This window comes from Achromobacter sp. FW305-C-30-7 (assembly GCF_058783105.1).
In genome coordinates, this window is sequence record NZ_JBYSYI010000004.1 from 605,837 (window position 1) to 622,362 (window position 16,526).

General features: G+C 62.9%; 16 protein-coding genes. 14 read left to right on the forward strand and 2 right to left on the reverse strand.

All coding sequences use genetic code 11. From position 1 onward, the window contains the following. The first annotated feature begins 4 nt into the window (after positions 1 to 4). Genes rfbH through AC3WOB_RS16665 form a run of 5 tightly spaced genes read left to right on the forward strand, consistent with a single transcriptional unit; the run spans position 5 to position 4,860 of the window. Positions 5 to 1,321 carry a lipopolysaccharide biosynthesis protein RfbH gene (gene rfbH, locus AC3WOB_RS16645; RefSeq protein ID WP_492275650.1) on the forward strand — a complete coding sequence of 439 codons (1,317 nt, stop codon included), beginning with the start codon at positions 5 to 7 and terminating at the stop codon, positions 1,319 to 1,321. A 1-nt stretch (position 1,322) separates the two neighbouring features. Further along, on the forward strand, positions 1,323 to 1,892 hold the full coding sequence (locus AC3WOB_RS16650) for a dTDP-4-dehydrorhamnose 3,5-epimerase family protein (RefSeq protein WP_492275651.1): 570 nt from the start codon (positions 1,323 to 1,325) through the stop codon (positions 1,890 to 1,892). Beyond that, a complete protein-coding gene (locus AC3WOB_RS16655) occupies positions 1,889 to 2,797 on the forward strand; it encodes an NAD-dependent epimerase/dehydratase family protein (RefSeq protein ID WP_492275652.1) in 909 nt (302 codons plus the stop codon). The genes AC3WOB_RS16650 and AC3WOB_RS16655 overlap by 4 nt, the downstream gene beginning before the upstream one ends. Further along, complete coding sequence (locus tag AC3WOB_RS16660) at positions 2,794 to 3,294, forward strand: acyltransferase (RefSeq protein ID WP_492275653.1); 501 nt, start codon at positions 2,794 to 2,796, stop codon at positions 3,292 to 3,294. The genes AC3WOB_RS16655 and AC3WOB_RS16660 overlap by 4 nt, the downstream gene beginning before the upstream one ends. Before the next feature lie 18 nt (positions 3,295 to 3,312). Further along, positions 3,313 to 4,860 (forward strand): alpha/beta fold hydrolase, encoded by a 1,548-nt coding sequence (locus AC3WOB_RS16665; RefSeq protein ID WP_492275675.1) that lies wholly within the window; start codon positions 3,313 to 3,315, stop codon positions 4,858 to 4,860. Positions 4,861 to 5,082: 222 nt separating this feature from the next. On the opposite strand, the gene AC3WOB_RS16670 is transcribed toward AC3WOB_RS16665, so the two are convergent. Next, positions 5,083 to 6,276, reverse strand: coding sequence for a FliC/FljB family flagellin (locus AC3WOB_RS16670; protein WP_492275654.1), 1,194 nt, complete (start codon positions 6,274 to 6,276; stop codon positions 5,083 to 5,085). Positions 6,277 to 6,691: 415 nt separating this feature from the next. Then, positions 6,692 to 7,447: an RNA polymerase sigma factor FliA gene (locus AC3WOB_RS16675; protein WP_041655500.1), complete on the reverse strand. Its 756-nt coding sequence runs from the start codon at positions 7,445 to 7,447 to the stop codon at positions 6,692 to 6,694. Between the two features lie 427 nt (positions 7,448 to 7,874). On the opposite strand from AC3WOB_RS16675, the gene flhD reads away from it, so the two are divergent. The 9 genes from flhD (at position 7,875) to AC3WOB_RS16720 (ending at position 16,509) form a co-directional block, all read left to right on the forward strand. After that, positions 7,875 to 8,198, forward strand: a complete 324-nt coding sequence (gene flhD / locus AC3WOB_RS16680) for a flagellar transcriptional regulator FlhD (protein WP_013393369.1) — start codon at positions 7,875 to 7,877, stop codon at positions 8,196 to 8,198. A 32-nt stretch (positions 8,199 to 8,230) separates the two neighbouring features. Next, positions 8,231 to 8,812 (forward strand): flagellar transcriptional regulator FlhC, encoded by a 582-nt coding sequence (flhC, locus tag AC3WOB_RS16685; protein ID WP_013393370.1) that lies wholly within the window; start codon positions 8,231 to 8,233, stop codon positions 8,810 to 8,812. Positions 8,813 to 8,930: 118 nt separating this feature from the next. Beyond that, a complete protein-coding gene (gene motA, locus AC3WOB_RS16690; RefSeq protein ID WP_013393371.1) occupies positions 8,931 to 9,806 on the forward strand; it encodes a flagellar motor stator protein MotA in 876 nt (291 codons plus the stop codon). 11 nt (positions 9,807 to 9,817) lie between these two features. After that, a complete protein-coding gene (gene motB, locus AC3WOB_RS16695) occupies positions 9,818 to 10,810 on the forward strand; it encodes a flagellar motor protein MotB (protein WP_013393372.1) in 993 nt (330 codons plus the stop codon). A gap of 2 nt (positions 10,811 to 10,812) precedes the next feature. Further along, positions 10,813 to 11,193 (forward strand): response regulator, encoded by a 381-nt coding sequence (locus AC3WOB_RS16700; RefSeq protein WP_013393373.1) that lies wholly within the window; start codon positions 10,813 to 10,815, stop codon positions 11,191 to 11,193. 29 nt (positions 11,194 to 11,222) lie between these two features. After that, positions 11,223 to 13,331 carry a chemotaxis protein CheA gene (cheA, locus tag AC3WOB_RS16705; protein ID WP_492275655.1) on the forward strand — a complete coding sequence of 703 codons (2,109 nt, stop codon included), beginning with the start codon at positions 11,223 to 11,225 and terminating at the stop codon, positions 13,329 to 13,331. A gap of 16 nt (positions 13,332 to 13,347) precedes the next feature. Then, positions 13,348 to 13,848, forward strand: a complete 501-nt coding sequence (cheW, locus tag AC3WOB_RS16710; RefSeq protein ID WP_013393375.1) for a chemotaxis protein CheW — start codon at positions 13,348 to 13,350, stop codon at positions 13,846 to 13,848. A gap of 91 nt (positions 13,849 to 13,939) precedes the next feature. Beyond that, the gene (locus AC3WOB_RS16715; RefSeq protein ID WP_013393376.1) at positions 13,940 to 15,643 is read left to right on the forward strand and encodes a methyl-accepting chemotaxis protein; all 1,704 of its coding nucleotides are present in this window, start codon (positions 13,940 to 13,942) and stop codon (positions 15,641 to 15,643) included. Between the two features lie 8 nt (positions 15,644 to 15,651). After that, positions 15,652 to 16,509, forward strand: coding sequence for a CheR family methyltransferase (locus AC3WOB_RS16720; RefSeq protein ID WP_492275656.1), 858 nt, complete (start codon positions 15,652 to 15,654; stop codon positions 16,507 to 16,509). The last annotated feature ends 17 nt before the right edge of the window (positions 16,510 to 16,526 follow it).

The window sequence follows — 16,526 nt, forward strand, 5'->3', positions numbered from 1 at the left end:
AGCAATGAACCCTAATGAAATCCGTGCGCAGATCGCTCAGTTGGTCGATCAGTATCACGAGGCCCAGGAACGAGAGCGCACGCCCTATGAGCCGGGCAAGACAGCGGTGCCGCCGTCCGGAAAGCTGATCGGCGCAGCCGAGCTCAAGGCGATGGTCGACGCCTCCCTGGACGGCTGGCTGACGACCGGGCGCTTCAACGAAGCATTTGAACAGCGCCTGGCACAGTACCTCGGTGTTAAACACCTGATCACGGTCAATTCCGGTTCGTCCGCCAACCTGGTGGCATTTTCGACGCTGACCTCGCCCAAGCTGGGCGAACGCGCGATCCGCCGCGGCGACGAGGTAATAGGCGTGGCGGCGGGCTTCCCCACGACTGTGAACCCCATCCTGCAATTTGGCGCGGTTCCGGTATTCGTCGATGTCGAGCTGGGCACGTACAACGTGGACGCTAGCCGCCTGGAGGCCGCGATCACGCCGCGCACCAAGGCCATCATGCTCGCCCATACGCTGGGCAATCCGTACAACTTGGACGCGGTCACGGCCTTGTGCAAGAAGTATGGCCTGTGGCTGATCGAGGACTGTTGCGACGCCCTGGGTTCGACCTATAACGGCCGCATGGTCGGCACGTTCGGCGATATCGGCACGCTCAGCTTCTATCCCGCGCATCACATCACGATGGGTGAGGGAGGGGCAGTCTTCACCAACGATCCGCATCTGAAGCTGATCGCCGAGTCGTTCCGCGACTGGGGGCGTGACTGCTACTGTGCGCCGGGCAAGGACAATACCTGCGGCCGCCGCTTCTGCCAGAAGCTTGGCAGCCTGCCCGAAGGCTACGACCACAAGTACACCTACTCGCACATCGGCTACAACCTGAAGATCACGGACATGCAGGCCGCCTGCGGCCTGGCGCAACTGGATCGGGTGGAGGAGTTCGTGGCCCGGCGCAAGGAGAACTTCCGTTTCCTTAAGGAACGGCTCGCGTCGTGCGAGGAATTCCTGATCCTGCCTGAAGCGACCCCCGGATCGGACCCGTCGTGGTTCGGTTTCCCGATTACCTTGCGGCCCGAGGCCGATGCGCGCCGCGTCGACCTCCTGACCTACCTGGATCAGGACAAGGTCGGAACGCGCCTGCTGTTCGCCGGCAACCTGACGCGTCAACCTTCCATGGTCGGCCAGAACTACCGCGTATCGGGAGATCTCACCAACACCGAAATCATCATGCAGAACACCTTCTGGATTGGCGTTCAGCCCGCGCTCACACGCGAGATGCTGGAATACGCGGCAAGCCGGATCGAACTGTTCTTCGGCCAGGGTTTCTGACATGCGAGTCGAAGCCCTGGCGATCCCGGGCTGCTATCTGCTGACCCTGCCATGCTTCCCGGACGCGCGCGGCGAGTTCCGCAAACTGCTGCATGCGCCGTCGCTGGCGGCGCTGGGGCTGGAGACCGGATTCGTCGAATCCTACGTCTCGGTTTCGCACCGCGGGGTGCTGCGCGGCCTGCATTTTCAGCTGCCGCCGTCCGACCACGCCAAACTGGTTTCCTGCCTGACGGGGCGCGCGCGCGACGGCCTGCTGGACTTGCGCCGGGGCTCTCCGACTTACGGGCAATCGCTGTCGCTGATGCTGGATGGCACGGTGCCGCAGGCCCTATACGTGCCTCGCGGCGTGGCCCATGGCTTTGCCGCGCACAGCGATGGCACCGCGCTGCTGTACTACACGACTACTGTCCATGATCCCGAGCGTGACGCGGGCGTACACGCGGACAGCGCGGGCATCGATTGGTGGGCGGGCGCCGCCGATGTGGGCGTGCCCATCATGTCGCCCCGCGACGCCGCGCTGCCGCAGTTCCAGGACTTCGAGTCGCCTTTTATCCACGGTGAATCGGCATGAGCCTGTGCGTACTGGTCACGGGCGCAAGCGGCTATGCGGGCGGGGTCATTGCCGCGCGCCTGCGCGCTCTGGGCATGTCGGTGATCACGGCCGGCCGGGCCAGCGCCAATGACCTGCGGCTGGATCTGGCCGATCCGCGTGGCGTAGCGGGCCTGGACCTGCCCGCCGGCATCGACGCTTGCGTGCACGCTGCCGCGATGCATGAGGTGGCTTGCCGGGCAGACCCGCAGGCCGCCTACGTGGTCAATGTTGCCGGCACCCGCGCCTTGTTGCAGGCCTGCGAACGGGCAGGCATCCGCCGTCTGGCATACATCTCGACGTTTCACGTATACGGCCGGCCGGAGGGCGACTTGGACGAGTCCGCTCCACCCACACCGGCCAACGATTACGGTTTGACGCATCTACAGGCTGAACAGCTATTCGAAATGGCGGCTGGCAGCATGAACGCTTCGGTCGATATCCTGCGGCCCGCCAATCTGTACGGCGCGCCTGCCTCCTGGGACGGCTTCGACCGCTGGACGCTGGCGCCGTTTGATTTTTGCCGGCAGGCGGCGCGGGACGGCCGGATCGTCCTGCACGGCCAGGGACGGGCCGTACGTAATTATCTGGATGCCGCGCATGTCGCCGAGGTCGTGGCCGAGCGCCTGCAAGGGCCGGGATCGGGCCTGACGCACTTGGCGGGCGAGGACTGGCGTATCCGCGACCTTGCGGAGCTGGCCGCGGCTCAGGCCAGCGCCTGCCTGGGCAGGTCCGTGGTGGTGCAGACGGGAGAAGCCCAGGAGATACAGGCACCTGCGTATCGCTATCGTTCCCGGACATTGGTTCCGCGCGAAGGCGACGAACGCGCCGCGATGGCCGCCTTTCTGACCCGGACGCTGGCGCATCTGACGGAGTGCAAGGCATGAACCGGATTTCAACGCTGGCAAAAATCTCCCCATTGGCCGATATCGAACGCTCGGTGCGCGGCAATGCCGTGGTGATCGGCGATCACGTCACAATAGACAGCTTCGTGAAGATCAAATTCGCGGGCGGCGACGGCGACGTGCATATCGACGACCAGGTCTATCTGAATTCGGGTGTGGTGATCTATTCGGGCAATGGCATCCGTATCGGCCGCGGCACGCTGATTGCCGCCAATACGACCCTGGCGCCCACCAACCACGAATACCGCAGCCGCGACCAGACGATCATCGAGCAGCGTTTCATGCCCAGCAAGGGCGGCATAGTCATCGAGGACGATTGCTGGATCGGCGCCAACTGCGTATTGCTGGATGGCTGCATCCTGCGGCGCGGCTGTGTCGTGGCGGCCGGCACGGTCTTGCGTGGCGAATGGCCTGAGTATGCGGTGATCGGCGGCAGTCCCGCAGCGGTGATGCGCTATCGCGAATCCGCTGGGAAGTAAGAGTTTAGGAGTTTGGCAATGACATCGTCGACAAAGGGCGGCCAAGGTGCCGCCGGCGGACAAAAAATAGGTTTGAACGAAGCGTTCGAATTGGCCGTGCGCCATTGGCGGGAAGGCAAGCGCGCGGAAGCGGCCCACATCAATGGGCAGATCCTCGGCGCCCGTCCCGGACATCAGGGGGCGCGTCATCTGAAGATGACGCTGGAGCACGGCGTGCAGGGCCTGGCCTTTACCGCGCTGCGCCTCTCCGACCCGGAGCTCTACAGCATCGGAGACTATAGCTACGGCACGCCGTCGGTGTTTCCGCACAATCAGCCACACGAGCCCGCGCGCTTGTCCATCGGCAATTTCTGCACGATCGGGCACGAGGTTGAAATCATCCTGGGTGCATATCATCGCCAGGATACCTATACGATCTATCCGTTTTCGGCCCCGCATTTCGGCACCTTGTTTTCCACCACCCGCCAGATCACCGATTACTCCACCACGAAGGGCGGGGTATCGATAGGCCATGACGTCTGGATCGGCGCCGGCAGCAAGATCATGGCGGGCGTGACGATAGGCACGGGCGCGGTCATCGGCGCGGGCTCGATAGTGACGCGAGATGTCGGCGCATATGAAATCTGGGCAGGCAATCCCGCGCAGTTCCGTCGCCGCCGGTTTGACCAGGAGGTCGCGGACCGCCTGATGGCGCTGCGCTGGTGGGATTGGCCCAAGGACCTCATCGAGCGCCATGCGCGCGACATCATGCGCGGCACGCCCGAAGCGCTCGACGCGTTGGCGCAGGGCCACGATGCCTGGCTTGCGGGATTGCGCAAGGATGTCACGGCGCCTTTTGAAATGCTGCAAGGCAGGTCAGGGTTGTTGCGCGCCCGCCGCTCATCCGACTGGCGCGAAGGTCGTCCGACCTGGGTGGTGTTGCACGGTTCGCTGGGCAATATCGCGACCGTGCAAGGCATTGAAAAGCATCTTTCGGACATGAACCTGCTGTTTGTCGACCTGCCGGGTTGCGGCGGCAGCACGGCGCCGGCGGATATGTCCGTGGACGGCTTTGCCGACGAACTATTGCCTGCGCTGCTTGCCGCGGTTCCCGGAGGATTCGGCGTGCTGGGCGCCTCTTTTGGTGGCAGCGTCGCATTGGCCATTGCGCGCCGCTCGTCGCGGTGCACTTCCGTCGTGCTATTGGACACGCCATTCAGCGCAGCAAAACTCTGGCATAACCATGCATTCCTGCGCGGCGCGATCGCCTCTCGGCCCGATGACCGCTATCTGCGCAGCTTCGCGCTGGAGATTTATGGCGTGACGCCCACGGCTGCCGTGGAACGCGAGTACTGGCATTTGTTGGATGGCATCGCCGTGCCGGTGCTGGTGGTGAGCGGCGATGTGCCGATGCTGCCGCAACGCAAGATGCCGCCCGTGCCGTGCTGCCTGGACGAGGCGGATCTGGCGCAACTGCGCGGCCTGGGTTGCCGGATCGAGCGGGTGAAAGGCGGCCACGATCTCATCAATGACAATCCGGCCGCCGTGGCGGCGCTGGTGCGATCTGCAGAAACGGTTGTTGCCTGAATGATGAGATAGACCCAGCTCTACGCGATGCGGCGCTGAATGAAGCAAGAAACGAGAATGGGCGGAATTGGATTCCGCCCATTTTTTTGTCTCTGCGTCACGAGGGAAGAGGGCAGTCCGCCATAAAAAAACCAGCCCGGAGGCTGGTTTTTGGTACTGCTTCGGCGCGGACAAGGGAAGCAACTTGCCTTCCCCTGCTGCCCCGCGGACTGTCTGCTGGAATTAACGCAGCAGCGACAGAACCGTTTGCGGCACTTGGTTGGCCTGGGCCAGAACCGAGGTGCCAGCCTGTTGCAGGATCTGAGCCTTGGTCATGTTCGACACTTCCGTGGCGTAGTCGGCATCTTCGATGCGCGAACGAGCGGCGGACAGGTTGTTGATCGTGTTGTTCAGGTTGGCAACGGTCGATTCGAAGCGGTTTTGAATCGCACCCAGCGAGCTGCGCTGCGAGTCGATGTTCTGCAGAGCCTTGTCCAGACCGGCCAGCGGGTTGGCCGTTGCGCCCTTGTTCAGGCTGGTCAGCGGGATCGAGTCGGTCTTCAGCGTGAACGCTGCGGTGGTGTTGGCCGTCGTGGTGTCGGCATCCTTCGGGTTCACGGCGATGTAGTAGCTGCCGTTAGCGCCCGAAGCGACGTCGAAGCCCTTGGCCTTCAGGTTGCCGGATTCGGTAGCGTCAGCGGCCGTGATGTCGACCTTGACGAACCAGTTGCCATTGTCGTCGGCTTGAGCTTCCGTACCAATGGAAACGCTCGAGGCGGCGACGCCCAGACGGCCGGCCAGAGTGCCGGTGGCAGCTTCGGCAACGGTGTTGCTGGTGACGGCGGTGGTCGAGCCGTAAGCGGCCTTGTATTCCGTACCGGTCAGAGCGGCCTGAGTGCCACGCGGGCCGGAGACGTTGAAGCCGTCCAGACCCAGGGTCTTGGCGGTGACTTCCTTCAGGTCGATCGTGATGGTTTCGCCGTCGTTGGCGCCAACTTGGATCGTCAGCTTGTTGTCCTTGGCCAGGACGTTCACGCCGTTGAACTGGGTTTGGGCCGACACGCGGTCGATTTCGTCCAGGCGCTGCTTGATTTCAGCTTGGATCGAGTCCAGGTCGGTCGGCGAGTTCGTGCCGCTGGTGGCTTGGACCGACAGCTGACGCACGCGCTGCAGGTTGTTGTTGATTTCGTTCAGCGCGCCTTCGGTCGTTTGAGCGATCGAGATGCCGTCGTTGGCGTTGCGGGCGGCTTGGGTCAGGCCCTTGATGTTCGCGGTGAAGCGGTTGGCGATGGCTTGGCCAGCGGCGTCGTCCTTGGCGCTGTTGATGCGCAGGCCGGAGGACAGGCGCTCGATGGCGCTGCCCAGTGCCGATTGCGACTTGTTCAGGTTGTTTTGAGCAACCATCGAGAGGTAGTTGGTATTGATAACGGCAGCCATGTTGGTGCTCCCAAGAGAGAAAGGCTTCTTCAAACCGGGCAGCGACGCCGCCCACTGGTGTTAACGGGAAAGTTCGTCGACTTTGTGTCTAGGAATCTCTCCGTTGCCAGGATTACGGCAGTCCAAAATCAATCTTTAGCGCTATTTCGCGAAAGTCGACATTTTTCTTGGATTCACCGGAGGAGGGCGTGTCCGGTGCCGTGACGCACTGTATCGGGCAGGCGCTACACAAGCCGTGTTGTCTCTGTGTAGAGATGGGCGCCGTGGCAACCTCTTACAGGAAAGAAGCCCGGAGCGAATGTGCCGGTAGCGCTGGTGACCAGACGGCAGCAATGAAAACGGACGCGATACGCGTCCGTGTTGCCGACAGCCTTTGCCCTCCTGGGCTCGTTCCTGCGGGGTGCTGATTCAGATCCTAGATCACCTGGGCGATCTGCCCATCCTGGGGCAATTCCTGCCAAGCCTGTTCCTTCAGCTTCACCCGAATTCGCGCGGTCGCCTGCGACCGCAACTGGCATACCCGCGCCTCGGTCACATTGAGGATCGCGCCAATTTCCTTCAGGTTCAGCCCCTGTTCGTAGCAAAGCGACAACAGCAGTTTTTCACGCTCGGGGAGGGAGTCGATGGCGTGGACCAGCGCCTGCCGGAAGTCGCCTGCCAGGAGCGAATCCAGCGGATTGCCGCCCGCCGCGCCGTGGTTCAGGGTGGCAGCCCAGTCGGATTGGCCGCTGGCCGAGTCGGGTTCGGTGGCGAAGTCCTCGTAGTGCACGATCTGAACGCCCTGGGCGTCGTGCAGCAGCGATTGGTAGTCGCCCAGCGGCATGTCGAGTTGTTGCGCGATTTCGGCTTCGCTTGGCGCGCGCATCAAACGCTGTTCGAGCTGCTGGATGGCCTGTTCGATCTTGCGCGCCTTGGCGCGGACGCTACGGGGCAGCCAGTCTTGGCCGCGCAGTTCGTCCAGCATCGCGCCGCGGATGCGGGTGGTGGCATAGGTCTCGAACTGGGCGTCGGCCGTTTCCTGATAACGGCGCACGGCGTCGAGCAGGCCAATCATGCCGGCTTGTATCAGGTCGTCGAGTTCTACGCTGGCGGGTAGCCGGGCGAGCAATTGCAGGGCCAGCTTCCGCACTAGCGGGGCATATTCGACCAGGCTGTCATCTGCGTGAGGCATTGCGGGAATGTCGGGCGGGTCCATCGTGGCGCGTAAGCTGTTGTCAATTTGCGACATTGTCGACAAACGCGCGGCTGAGCTAAAGCTAGGTGGATTTAATGATCTGCAAGGTGCCATTGTCGGCAAACAACACCGTTTCATTCCTCAAAGTACGCAATGTTTTGAATGCTTATTTGGCAAATTGACGTAAATTTGTCCGAAACTTATATGTCAAGGTGTATCGGAAAAGGTAAGTTGCGCAACATCAACAAAGTTTTGTCATATAAGTCATAGAAAATGACATCAGCTGTGGTAAATTTTACTTAAATTGCGAACAAATGATACATTTCGCATCAATGCAAGGTGTATCGGACGTGAAGGCAACGGGATTCCGGTGCTTTTGCTTACATGAGCCCCCATCGGCGGGATAGGGAATAGGGAGTTGGGCGTGCAACAAGTCGAAAATTCATTGCTGACAGACATTCGCGAAGTGAATCTGTCTTATTTGTTACTGGCGCAGCGCATGCTGCGCGACGACTACGCGGCGTCGATGTTCCGCCTGGGATTCAGCAACGAGGTTGCTGACATCCTCATGCGCCTTTCGCCGGCGCAGTTGGTCAAGCTCGCAAGCTCCAGCTCGCTGCTGTGCCGCTTCCGCTTCGATGACTACAGCCTGCTCTCCGCCCTGACCCATGACGTTCTGGGTGGTGCGCTGCAGCAAGCGCATGCAACCATCCTGCTGGCCAAGCAGCCTGTCGAAGAATTGGCCTGACGGCCTGATCATTCCCTCCGGAAACACGTGTAATGGCCACCAAGAGCGTTTCGCAGGAAGCGGATGACATTCTGCTTGCCAGCTCCATGATCACTTTGGGAGCCCGGCTGCAGGTGCTGGAGGCTGAAACCAGCCTCAGCCATGACCGCCTGGCGCGCCTGTACCGCGAAATCCGCGGCTGCTCGCCACCCAAGGGCATGCTGCCCTTTTCGGTTGACTGGTTCATGACCTGGCTGCCGAACATCCATTCCTCGCTCTTCTACAACGTGTATTCGTTCCTGAATGCGCGCACCAGCAGCAAGGGCATACGCGCCACCATCGACGCCTATCGTCTCTATCTCGAAAACGCCGGCACGGATGCCGCTGAAGGCGCAGAGCCCGTCCTGAGCTTCACGCGCGCCTGGATGCTGGTGCGCTTTTTCGATAGCGGCATGCTGCAAATGTCCGCCTGCCGCCAATGCGGTGGGCATTTCATTGCCCACGCCCACGATCCCCAGTCGGATTTCGTGTGCGCGATCTGCCGGCCGCCCCCCCGCGCTGGCAAGACGCGCGCCGCGGCCAAGGCGCGCGCCGGCACCCGCCCCGCGCCTGTTGCGAATACCGCCCGGCTCTGACCGGCGGCATCCAAATACATCAAAAGCCCTGGAAAACCCCCCGTAACCCGCCTTTTTGGGTCGAGGGGAACAGGGGATCATTGACGCCGGTTTTAGACTTCGTTGGCAGGGGCCTGATGTGTTGATTGTTATCGGTTTTCTCGTGGTGGCCGTGTCGGTCGTCGGCAGCTTCATAGCGCTGGGCGGCCATTTGGGCGCGCTGTACCAGCCGTTTGAACTCACGCTGATCTTCGGGGCGGCTTTCGGGGCTTTCCTCGCCAGCAACAGCAAAAAGTCGCTGATGCTGGTCAAGGCCGCGCTACCCGACTCGCTGAAAAGCTCGCGCTATGGCAAGGACGTCTACATGGAGCTGATGGCGCTTCTGTACGTACTGCTGAACAAGGCGCGCCGCGAGGGGCTCATGGCCATCGAATCGCATATCGAAGACCCGGAATCCAGTCCGATCTTCAGCGAATATCCCCGCATCGCCAAAGACGCCAAGCTCATGGAGTTCATCACGGACTACCTGCGCATCATGATCAGCGGCAACATGAGCTCCTTCGAAATCGAGACGCTCATGGACGAGGAAATCGAGACCTACCGCCACGAGCGCGAAGTCCCCGTGCGCGCCTTACAACAGATGGCCGACGGCCTGCCGGCCTTCGGCATCGTGGCGGCAGTGCTGGGCGTGATCAAGGCGCTGGCCGCCGTGGACCAGCCTCCGGCGATTCTGGGCGACCTGATCTCCAAGGCCATGGTGGGCACCTTCCTGGGTATTCTGCTGGCTTACGGCTTCGTGGGCCCGCTGGCCTCGCGCATCGACCGCCGCAGCGACGAAGCGACCAAGGTGCTGGAATGCATCAAGACCACGCTGCTGGCCAGCATGAACGGCTATCCGCCGCAACTGGCGGTGGAATTCGGCCGCAAGGTGCTGTTCTCGGCCGTGCGCCCGACCTTCGGTGAACTGGAAGAACACGTCCGGCAAGCCAAGTCCACCGCCACCGGCAAGGCCTGACGGAGCGGGCCATGAGCACGGTAAACAATCACCGCGTGGTGATCCGCCGCAAGAAGGGCGGGCATGGCGGCGGGCACCACGGCGGTAGCTGGAAGATCGCCTACGCCGATTTCATCACGGCGATGATGGCGTTCTTCCTGGTGATGTGGCTGATCAGCATTGTGCCGCGCGAAGAGCTCAAGGGCATCGCCGAGTACTTCCGCATGCCGCTGCGCGTCGCCATCGCGGGCGGCCCCAGTAGCTCGGCCGAGACCAGCGCGGTGCCGGGCGGCGGTAGCGACCCCCTGCGCAGCGAAGGCGATGTGCGCCGCGCGCAGGGCAACCGTGTCGAGGCCCAGCCCATGGGCGACGCCGAGCGCCGCGAGCAGCATCGCCTGGAAAACCTGAAAAAGCGGCTCGAGAACGTCATCGAGACCAGCCCGGTCCTGAAGAGCTTCAGGCCGCAGCTGCTGATCGACTTGACGACCGAAGGCCTGCGCATCCAGATCATCGACAACCAGAACCGTCCGATGTTCGCCACTGGCCGCGCGGATGTGCAGCCCTATATGCGCGACATCCTGCGAGAACTGGGTCCGGTCCTGAACGAATTGCCCAACAAGGTCAGCATTTCCGGCCACACCGACGCATCTCAGTATGCGCGCGGGGAGCGGGCCTACAGCAACTGGGAGCTGTCGGCCGACCGCGCCAATGCGTCGCGCCAGGAATTGGTGGCCGGCGGCATGAACGAAAGCAAGGTCCTGCGCATCCAGGGGCTGTCGTCCAGCATGAGCCTGGTTAAAGATGACCCGTATGCGGCCGTTAATAGACGTATCAGCCTAGTGGTGCTCAACCAGAGCACCCAGCGGCGCATCGAAAACGAGAACGCCGCAGCCGCGGACGTCAGCGCCAAGGATGCCCGCGAGGTGGGAACGGCAGTGGAGGCGGCGCAAGCCGCGGCCCAGGCCACGACGGCAACCAAACCAGGCGAGGCGGAGAGCAACCCGCCCGCGGAAGGGGTTCGATAGCAATGGCGGCAACGATTCTTGTGGCGGACGATTCGGCGACGATGCGGATGATCGTCCAGGCGACGTTGACGGGCGCGGGATGGCAGGTCTTGACGGCCGGCAACGGCCAGGAGGCCCTGGAAATGGCCAAGCGCCACCCGGTCGACCTGGTGGTCAGCGACTGGAACATGCCGGTCATGGGCGGCCTGGAGTTGATTCAGGGTTTGCGCCAGGAAGACCAGTACCTGGATGTGCCGGTGCTGGTATTGACCACCGAGGACGATGTGGACAGCAAGATGGCCGCCCGGGATCTGGGGGTCTGTGGCTGGCTTTCCAAGCCGGTCGACCCGGATGTGCTGGTGGAATTGGCGTCTGAACTGCTCGACGAGCAGGCCGGCGCGTAAGCAGGTTCATTTTTGAAGGCGTACGGGTCATGAGTTCTGGTTTGGACCTCAGTCAGTTTTACGAGACCTTTTTCGACGAGGCTGACGAGCTGCTTGCGCAGATGGAGCAGCTGCTGCTCGAGCTCGATGTGGGCGCGCCCGACATCGAGCAGCTCAACGCGATTTTCCGCGCGGCCCACTCGATCAAGGGCGGGGCGGCGACGTTCGGCTGTTTTACGCAGCTGGCGGGCACGACCCATTTGCTGGAAAACCTTCTGGACGCGATCCGTCGCGGCGAAATGGCGCTGCGCACGGACATGATCGATATTTTCTTGGAAACGAAAGACGTGCTCAAAAGCCAACTGGATGCCTATCGGGCCTCCGAAGAGCCCGATGAAGCCGTGTTTGAGCGTATCTGCGCTGTACTGAGGCAGCTTGCGCTGGAGCATAAGGATCCCGCTGCGGCCTCTGCACCGGCCGCGGTCCCCGCAGCGGCGGCAGCTCCGGCTCCGGCCCCCGCACCGGTGGCCGCCGCTCCGGCGCCAGCCCCCCAGCCGGCAGCGCAAGCGCCGGCTGCGGAAGCCGGCAGCCTGCCTCTGCGTGTGCGAATCACCAAGGTTTCGGACAAGGACGCTGCTTCCCTGCTCGAGGAAATGGGCAACCTGGGCAGCGTCAAGGCCAGTGAACGCGCCGACGGCGCCCTGACCGTGTGGATGGACAGCACCTGCACGCCGGACGATATCGAGGCCGTCTGCTGCTTCATTGTTGACGGCGACCAGCTGGAAATCAGCCGCGAAGCCGCTCCGGCGGGCGCGACCCAGGCTGCCGCAGCTCCCGCTGCGGCGCCGGCTCCTGCCGCTCCCGTGGCCCCCGCCGTAGCCGAGTCGGCAGCGGCCGCCGAGGCCATCACGCAGTCCGCCCGCGTGGCGCGGCCCGCCGCGGCGGCGCCGGCCCATGCGGACAAGGAATCCACCTCGATCCGCGTCGGCGTCGAAAAGGTCGACCAGGTCATCAACCTGGTGGGCGAACTGGTCATTACGCAAGCCATGCTGGCGCAGACGGCGTCCACGCTGGATCCAGTGCTGCACGACCGCCTGCTCAATGGCATGGAACAACTGGAGCGCAACGCGCGCGACCTGCAGGAAGCTGTCATGTCCATCCGGATGATGCCGATGGACTACGTATTCAGCCGTTTCCCGCGCCTGGTGCGAGACATCGCCAGCAAGATGGGCAAGCAGATCGAACTGCAGACCCATGGCCGTGCTACCGAACTGGACAAGAGCCTGATCGAACGCATCATCGATCCGCTGACCCACCTGGTGCGCAACAGCCTGGACCATGGCATCGAGACGCCCGAAAAGCGCGTTGCCGCAGGCAAGGACCCGGTCGGGCAACTGGTGCTGTCCGCCCAGCATAACGGCGGCAATATCGTCATTGAAGTCAGTGACGACGGTGGCGGCCTGAACCGCGACAAGATCCTGAAGAAGGCGATGGCCCAGGGCCTGGCGGTCAACGAGAATTCGCCGGACGACGAAATCTGGCAGCTGATCTTCGCGCCGGGCTTTTCCACGGCCGAAAAGGTCACGGACATTTCCGGCCGTGGCGTGGGCATGGACGTGGTGCGCCGGAACATCCAGGACATGGGCGGCCATGTGCAGCTGTCGTGCGAGCCGGGCAACGGCACCACGACACGCATCGTGCTGCCGCTGACGCTGGCCATCCTGGACGGCATGTCGGTGCGCGTCGGCGAGGAAACCTTCATCCTGCCGCTGAATCACGTGACCGAATCGCTGCAGCCCACGAATGACCAGATCTATTCGGTGGCCGGCAACGAGCGCGTGATGCACGTGCGCGGCGAATACCTGCCGCTGGTCGAGATGCACCGGGTGTTCTCGGTCGGCGAGGCCCAGACCGATCCCACGCAGGCCATCGCGGTCATCATGCAGGCCGAGGACCGCCGTTTCGCGTTGCTGGTGGATCACCTGATCGGCCAGCACCAGGTGGTGGTGAAGAATCTCGAATCGAATTACCGCAAGGTGCCGGGCATTTCCGCCGCCACCATCCTGGGCGATGGCAGCGTGGCCCTGATTGTCGACGTATTTGCGCTTGCGCGCGCCAACCGCGAGCGTTGGTCGCAGCCCGAAGCCATTCTGAATTGATGGAGAACTAAACCTCATGGCAGCCAAACCGCAAGCGCAATCCGCGCGCAATGAAGATGTCGGCAGCGAATTCCTGGTGTTCACGCTGGGCGACGAAGAGTACGGCATCGACATCCTGAAGGTGCAGGAGATCCGCGGCTACGACGCCGACACGGTCACCCGCATCGCGAATGTTCCCCCGTTCATCAAGGGCGTGACCAACCTGCGCGGCATCATCGTGCCCATCGTCGACCTGCGCATCAAGTTCAACCTGGGCCGCGTCGAATACAACGAGCAGACCGTGGTCATCATCCTGAACCTCGACCGCCGCGTCGTCGGGATCGTGGTGGACGGTGTGTCGGACGTGCTGATGCTCAATTCGGGTCAGATCCGTCCGGCGCCGGAGTTCGGCGCCACCTTGTCCACCGAGTACCTGACGGGCTTGGGTACGGTGGACGAACGCATGCTGATTCTGGTGGATATCGAAAAAATGATGACCAGCGACGAAATGGCGCTGGTGGAGAAGGTCGCGTCCTGATCGGAACGGCCTGCTTGGGAGGTAGAAGCGCCATATTGAATCCAATGTGGCGCTTTCCTTTAACGATTTCAGTCTAGGAGTGGTCCTTGTGATGCGCAAGTTTCTCGCGAACATGACGATACGCAGCAGCCTGTTGTGGGTGCTGGCGTTCTTCTCATTCATGTTGGTGATCGGGGCCGCGCTGGGCGTGCTGTCTCTGCGCATCAGCAACGGCACCCTGGCGGAGATAAAGCAATCGCAGGAGCTGGACGATGCGGTCGGCCGCGTCGTCTCCAGCTACAAGGATTCCATGGCCGGCCTTGGCCGCGCGGCCGCGTCCAACTATGCGGACATCGTGAAGAACGTGGGTCAGCCTACCTTGCTGACCCAAGGTTTGTCGTCCGAGGCTGCCGGCCTGCTGGAACGCGCCAAGGCCTCCATGAACAAGGGGCAGGCCGAGTTCGAGTACTACAAGAGCCTGGCTCGGCCCGCCGAAGCGGCCGACGCCCTGAAAGAGATCGACCAAGCCTATGAGGCGTTAGTCGGGCAAGGGCTGACGCCATTGGTGGCCTCCCTGGAAAAGGCGGACATGCCCGCCTACCAGAAGCAGGTTCAGACGGTGCAGGACGCCCTGGAAGGGCGCTACGCACGCGCAATCGAAGGCTTTGATTTCTGGCGCGCCAGCAAGATGCTGGATGCCCATGAGGTGGCGCAGGTGCGCTACCAGTTCGTCCTGATGGCCGTCGGCGCCGGCGGCGTGGTCGCCGCGTTGCTGGTGTTCGCCACGTATGTGTTCCTGCGCCGCCGCGTGCTGTTGCCGCTGAAGGAAGCAGGGCATCACTTCGACCGCATCGCCGGCGGTGACCTTACCGCCCGCGTGGACGTACGCAATACCAACGAGATCGGCCAGCTGTTTGCCGCCTTGAAGCGCATGCAGGAAAGCCTGACCCGCACGGTGGCGTCGGTGCGTCGCGGCGTGGATGAGATCAACGTGGGTTCGCACGAGATTGCCGCGGGTAATACGGACCTGTCCAGCCGCACCGAGCAGCAGGCGGCCTCGTTGGAAGAGACCGCAGCCTCGATGGAACAATTGGCCTCGACCGTGAAGCAGAACGCCGACAATGCGCGTCAGGCCAATCAGCTGGCGGCCAGCGCCTCGGACGTGGCCGAGCGCGGCGGTTCGGCGGTGTCGGAAGTGGTCAGCACGATGCAAGGCATTTCTGCCAGCTCGCGCAAGATTTCCGAGATCGTGTCGGTGATCGACGGCATCGCCTTCCAGACCAACATCCTGGCGCTGAACGCCGCGGTGGAAGCGGCGCGCGCAGGCGAGCAGGGCAAGGGCTTTGCGGTGGTGGCGGGCGAAGTCCGTTCGCTGGCGCAGCGCAGCGCCCAGGCGGCCAAGGAGATCAAGGGTCTGATCGAGGATTCGGTGACCAAGGTCGGTGCGGGTTCGCAGCAGGTGGAACGCGCTGGCGCGACGATGCAGGAGATCGTGGCCTCGGTGAAGCGGGTGACCGACATCATGGGCGAGATCTCGGCGGCGTCGGAAGAGCAATCCAGCGGCATCGACCAGGTGAACCGCGCGGTGTCGCAGATGGACGAGGTGACGCAGCAGAACGCGGCGCTGGTGGAAGAGGCGGCCGCAGCCGCGGGTTCGCTGCAGGAGCAGGCGCAACGCCTGGCCGAAGCAGTGGCCGTGTTCAAGATCAACGCGGGCGAAGTCATCGAAGTTCCGGCCCAGCGCCTGTCATCGGCACGCGCGTCGGGTGACGATGCACGCTTGCAGGCGCCTGATGCGCTTGCGCTTGGGCACTGAGGACTGCAGTGGCGACAGCAGCGGCAAACCAGGCGCCTTCCATCTCGGTGGAACGCCAATTCGATTTTCGCGACGCGGACTTTTCGCGCGTGCGCAAGATGATCCATGCGCACGCGGGCATTTCGCTGGGCACGCACAAGCGCGAGATGGTCTACAGCCGACTGGCGCGGCGCCTGCGCGCGCTGGGCATGCAGGATTTCGGCAGCTATCTGGACCAGCTTGAAAACGAGCCGAACGCGTCTGAATGGGAAGATTTCGTCAATGCGCTGACGACCAACCTGACTGCCTTCTTCCGCGAATCGCATCACTTTCCCATCCTGGCCGACTTCGCCAAGCGGCGCGGCGGCCCGGTGTCGGTGTGGTGCTGTGCGGCCTCCACCGGCGAAGAGCCGTATTCCATCGCCATGACGCTGGTGGAGGCGCTGGGTCCGCGGGCAAGTGCCTGTTCGGTATTGGCCACCGATATCGACACCAATGTGCTCACGCGCGCGCGCGCCGGGGTCTATCCCGCCGAGCGCGTGGACAAGATGGACGCTGAGCGCCTGAGGCGCTTTTTCCTGAAAGGGCGCGGCGGCAACGAGGGGCTGGTCCGGGTGCGCCCCGAGATTGCCGACATGGTCCGCTACGAGCCCCTGAATCTGTTGGCACCGGCGTGGCAGATCAACGAACAGTTCGACGTCATCTTCTGCCGCAACGTCATGATTTATTTCGATAAACCCACCCAGGCCAGGATCCTGGAGCGGTTTGTGCCGCTGCTCAAGCCCGGCGGCTTGCTGTTCGCTGGCCATTCCGAAAACTTCACCTATATCAGCCGGGATTTTCGTCTGCGCGGGCAGACCGTCTATGAATGCGCGGGCAGGTCCTGAGCGGGACGAGGCAGCAA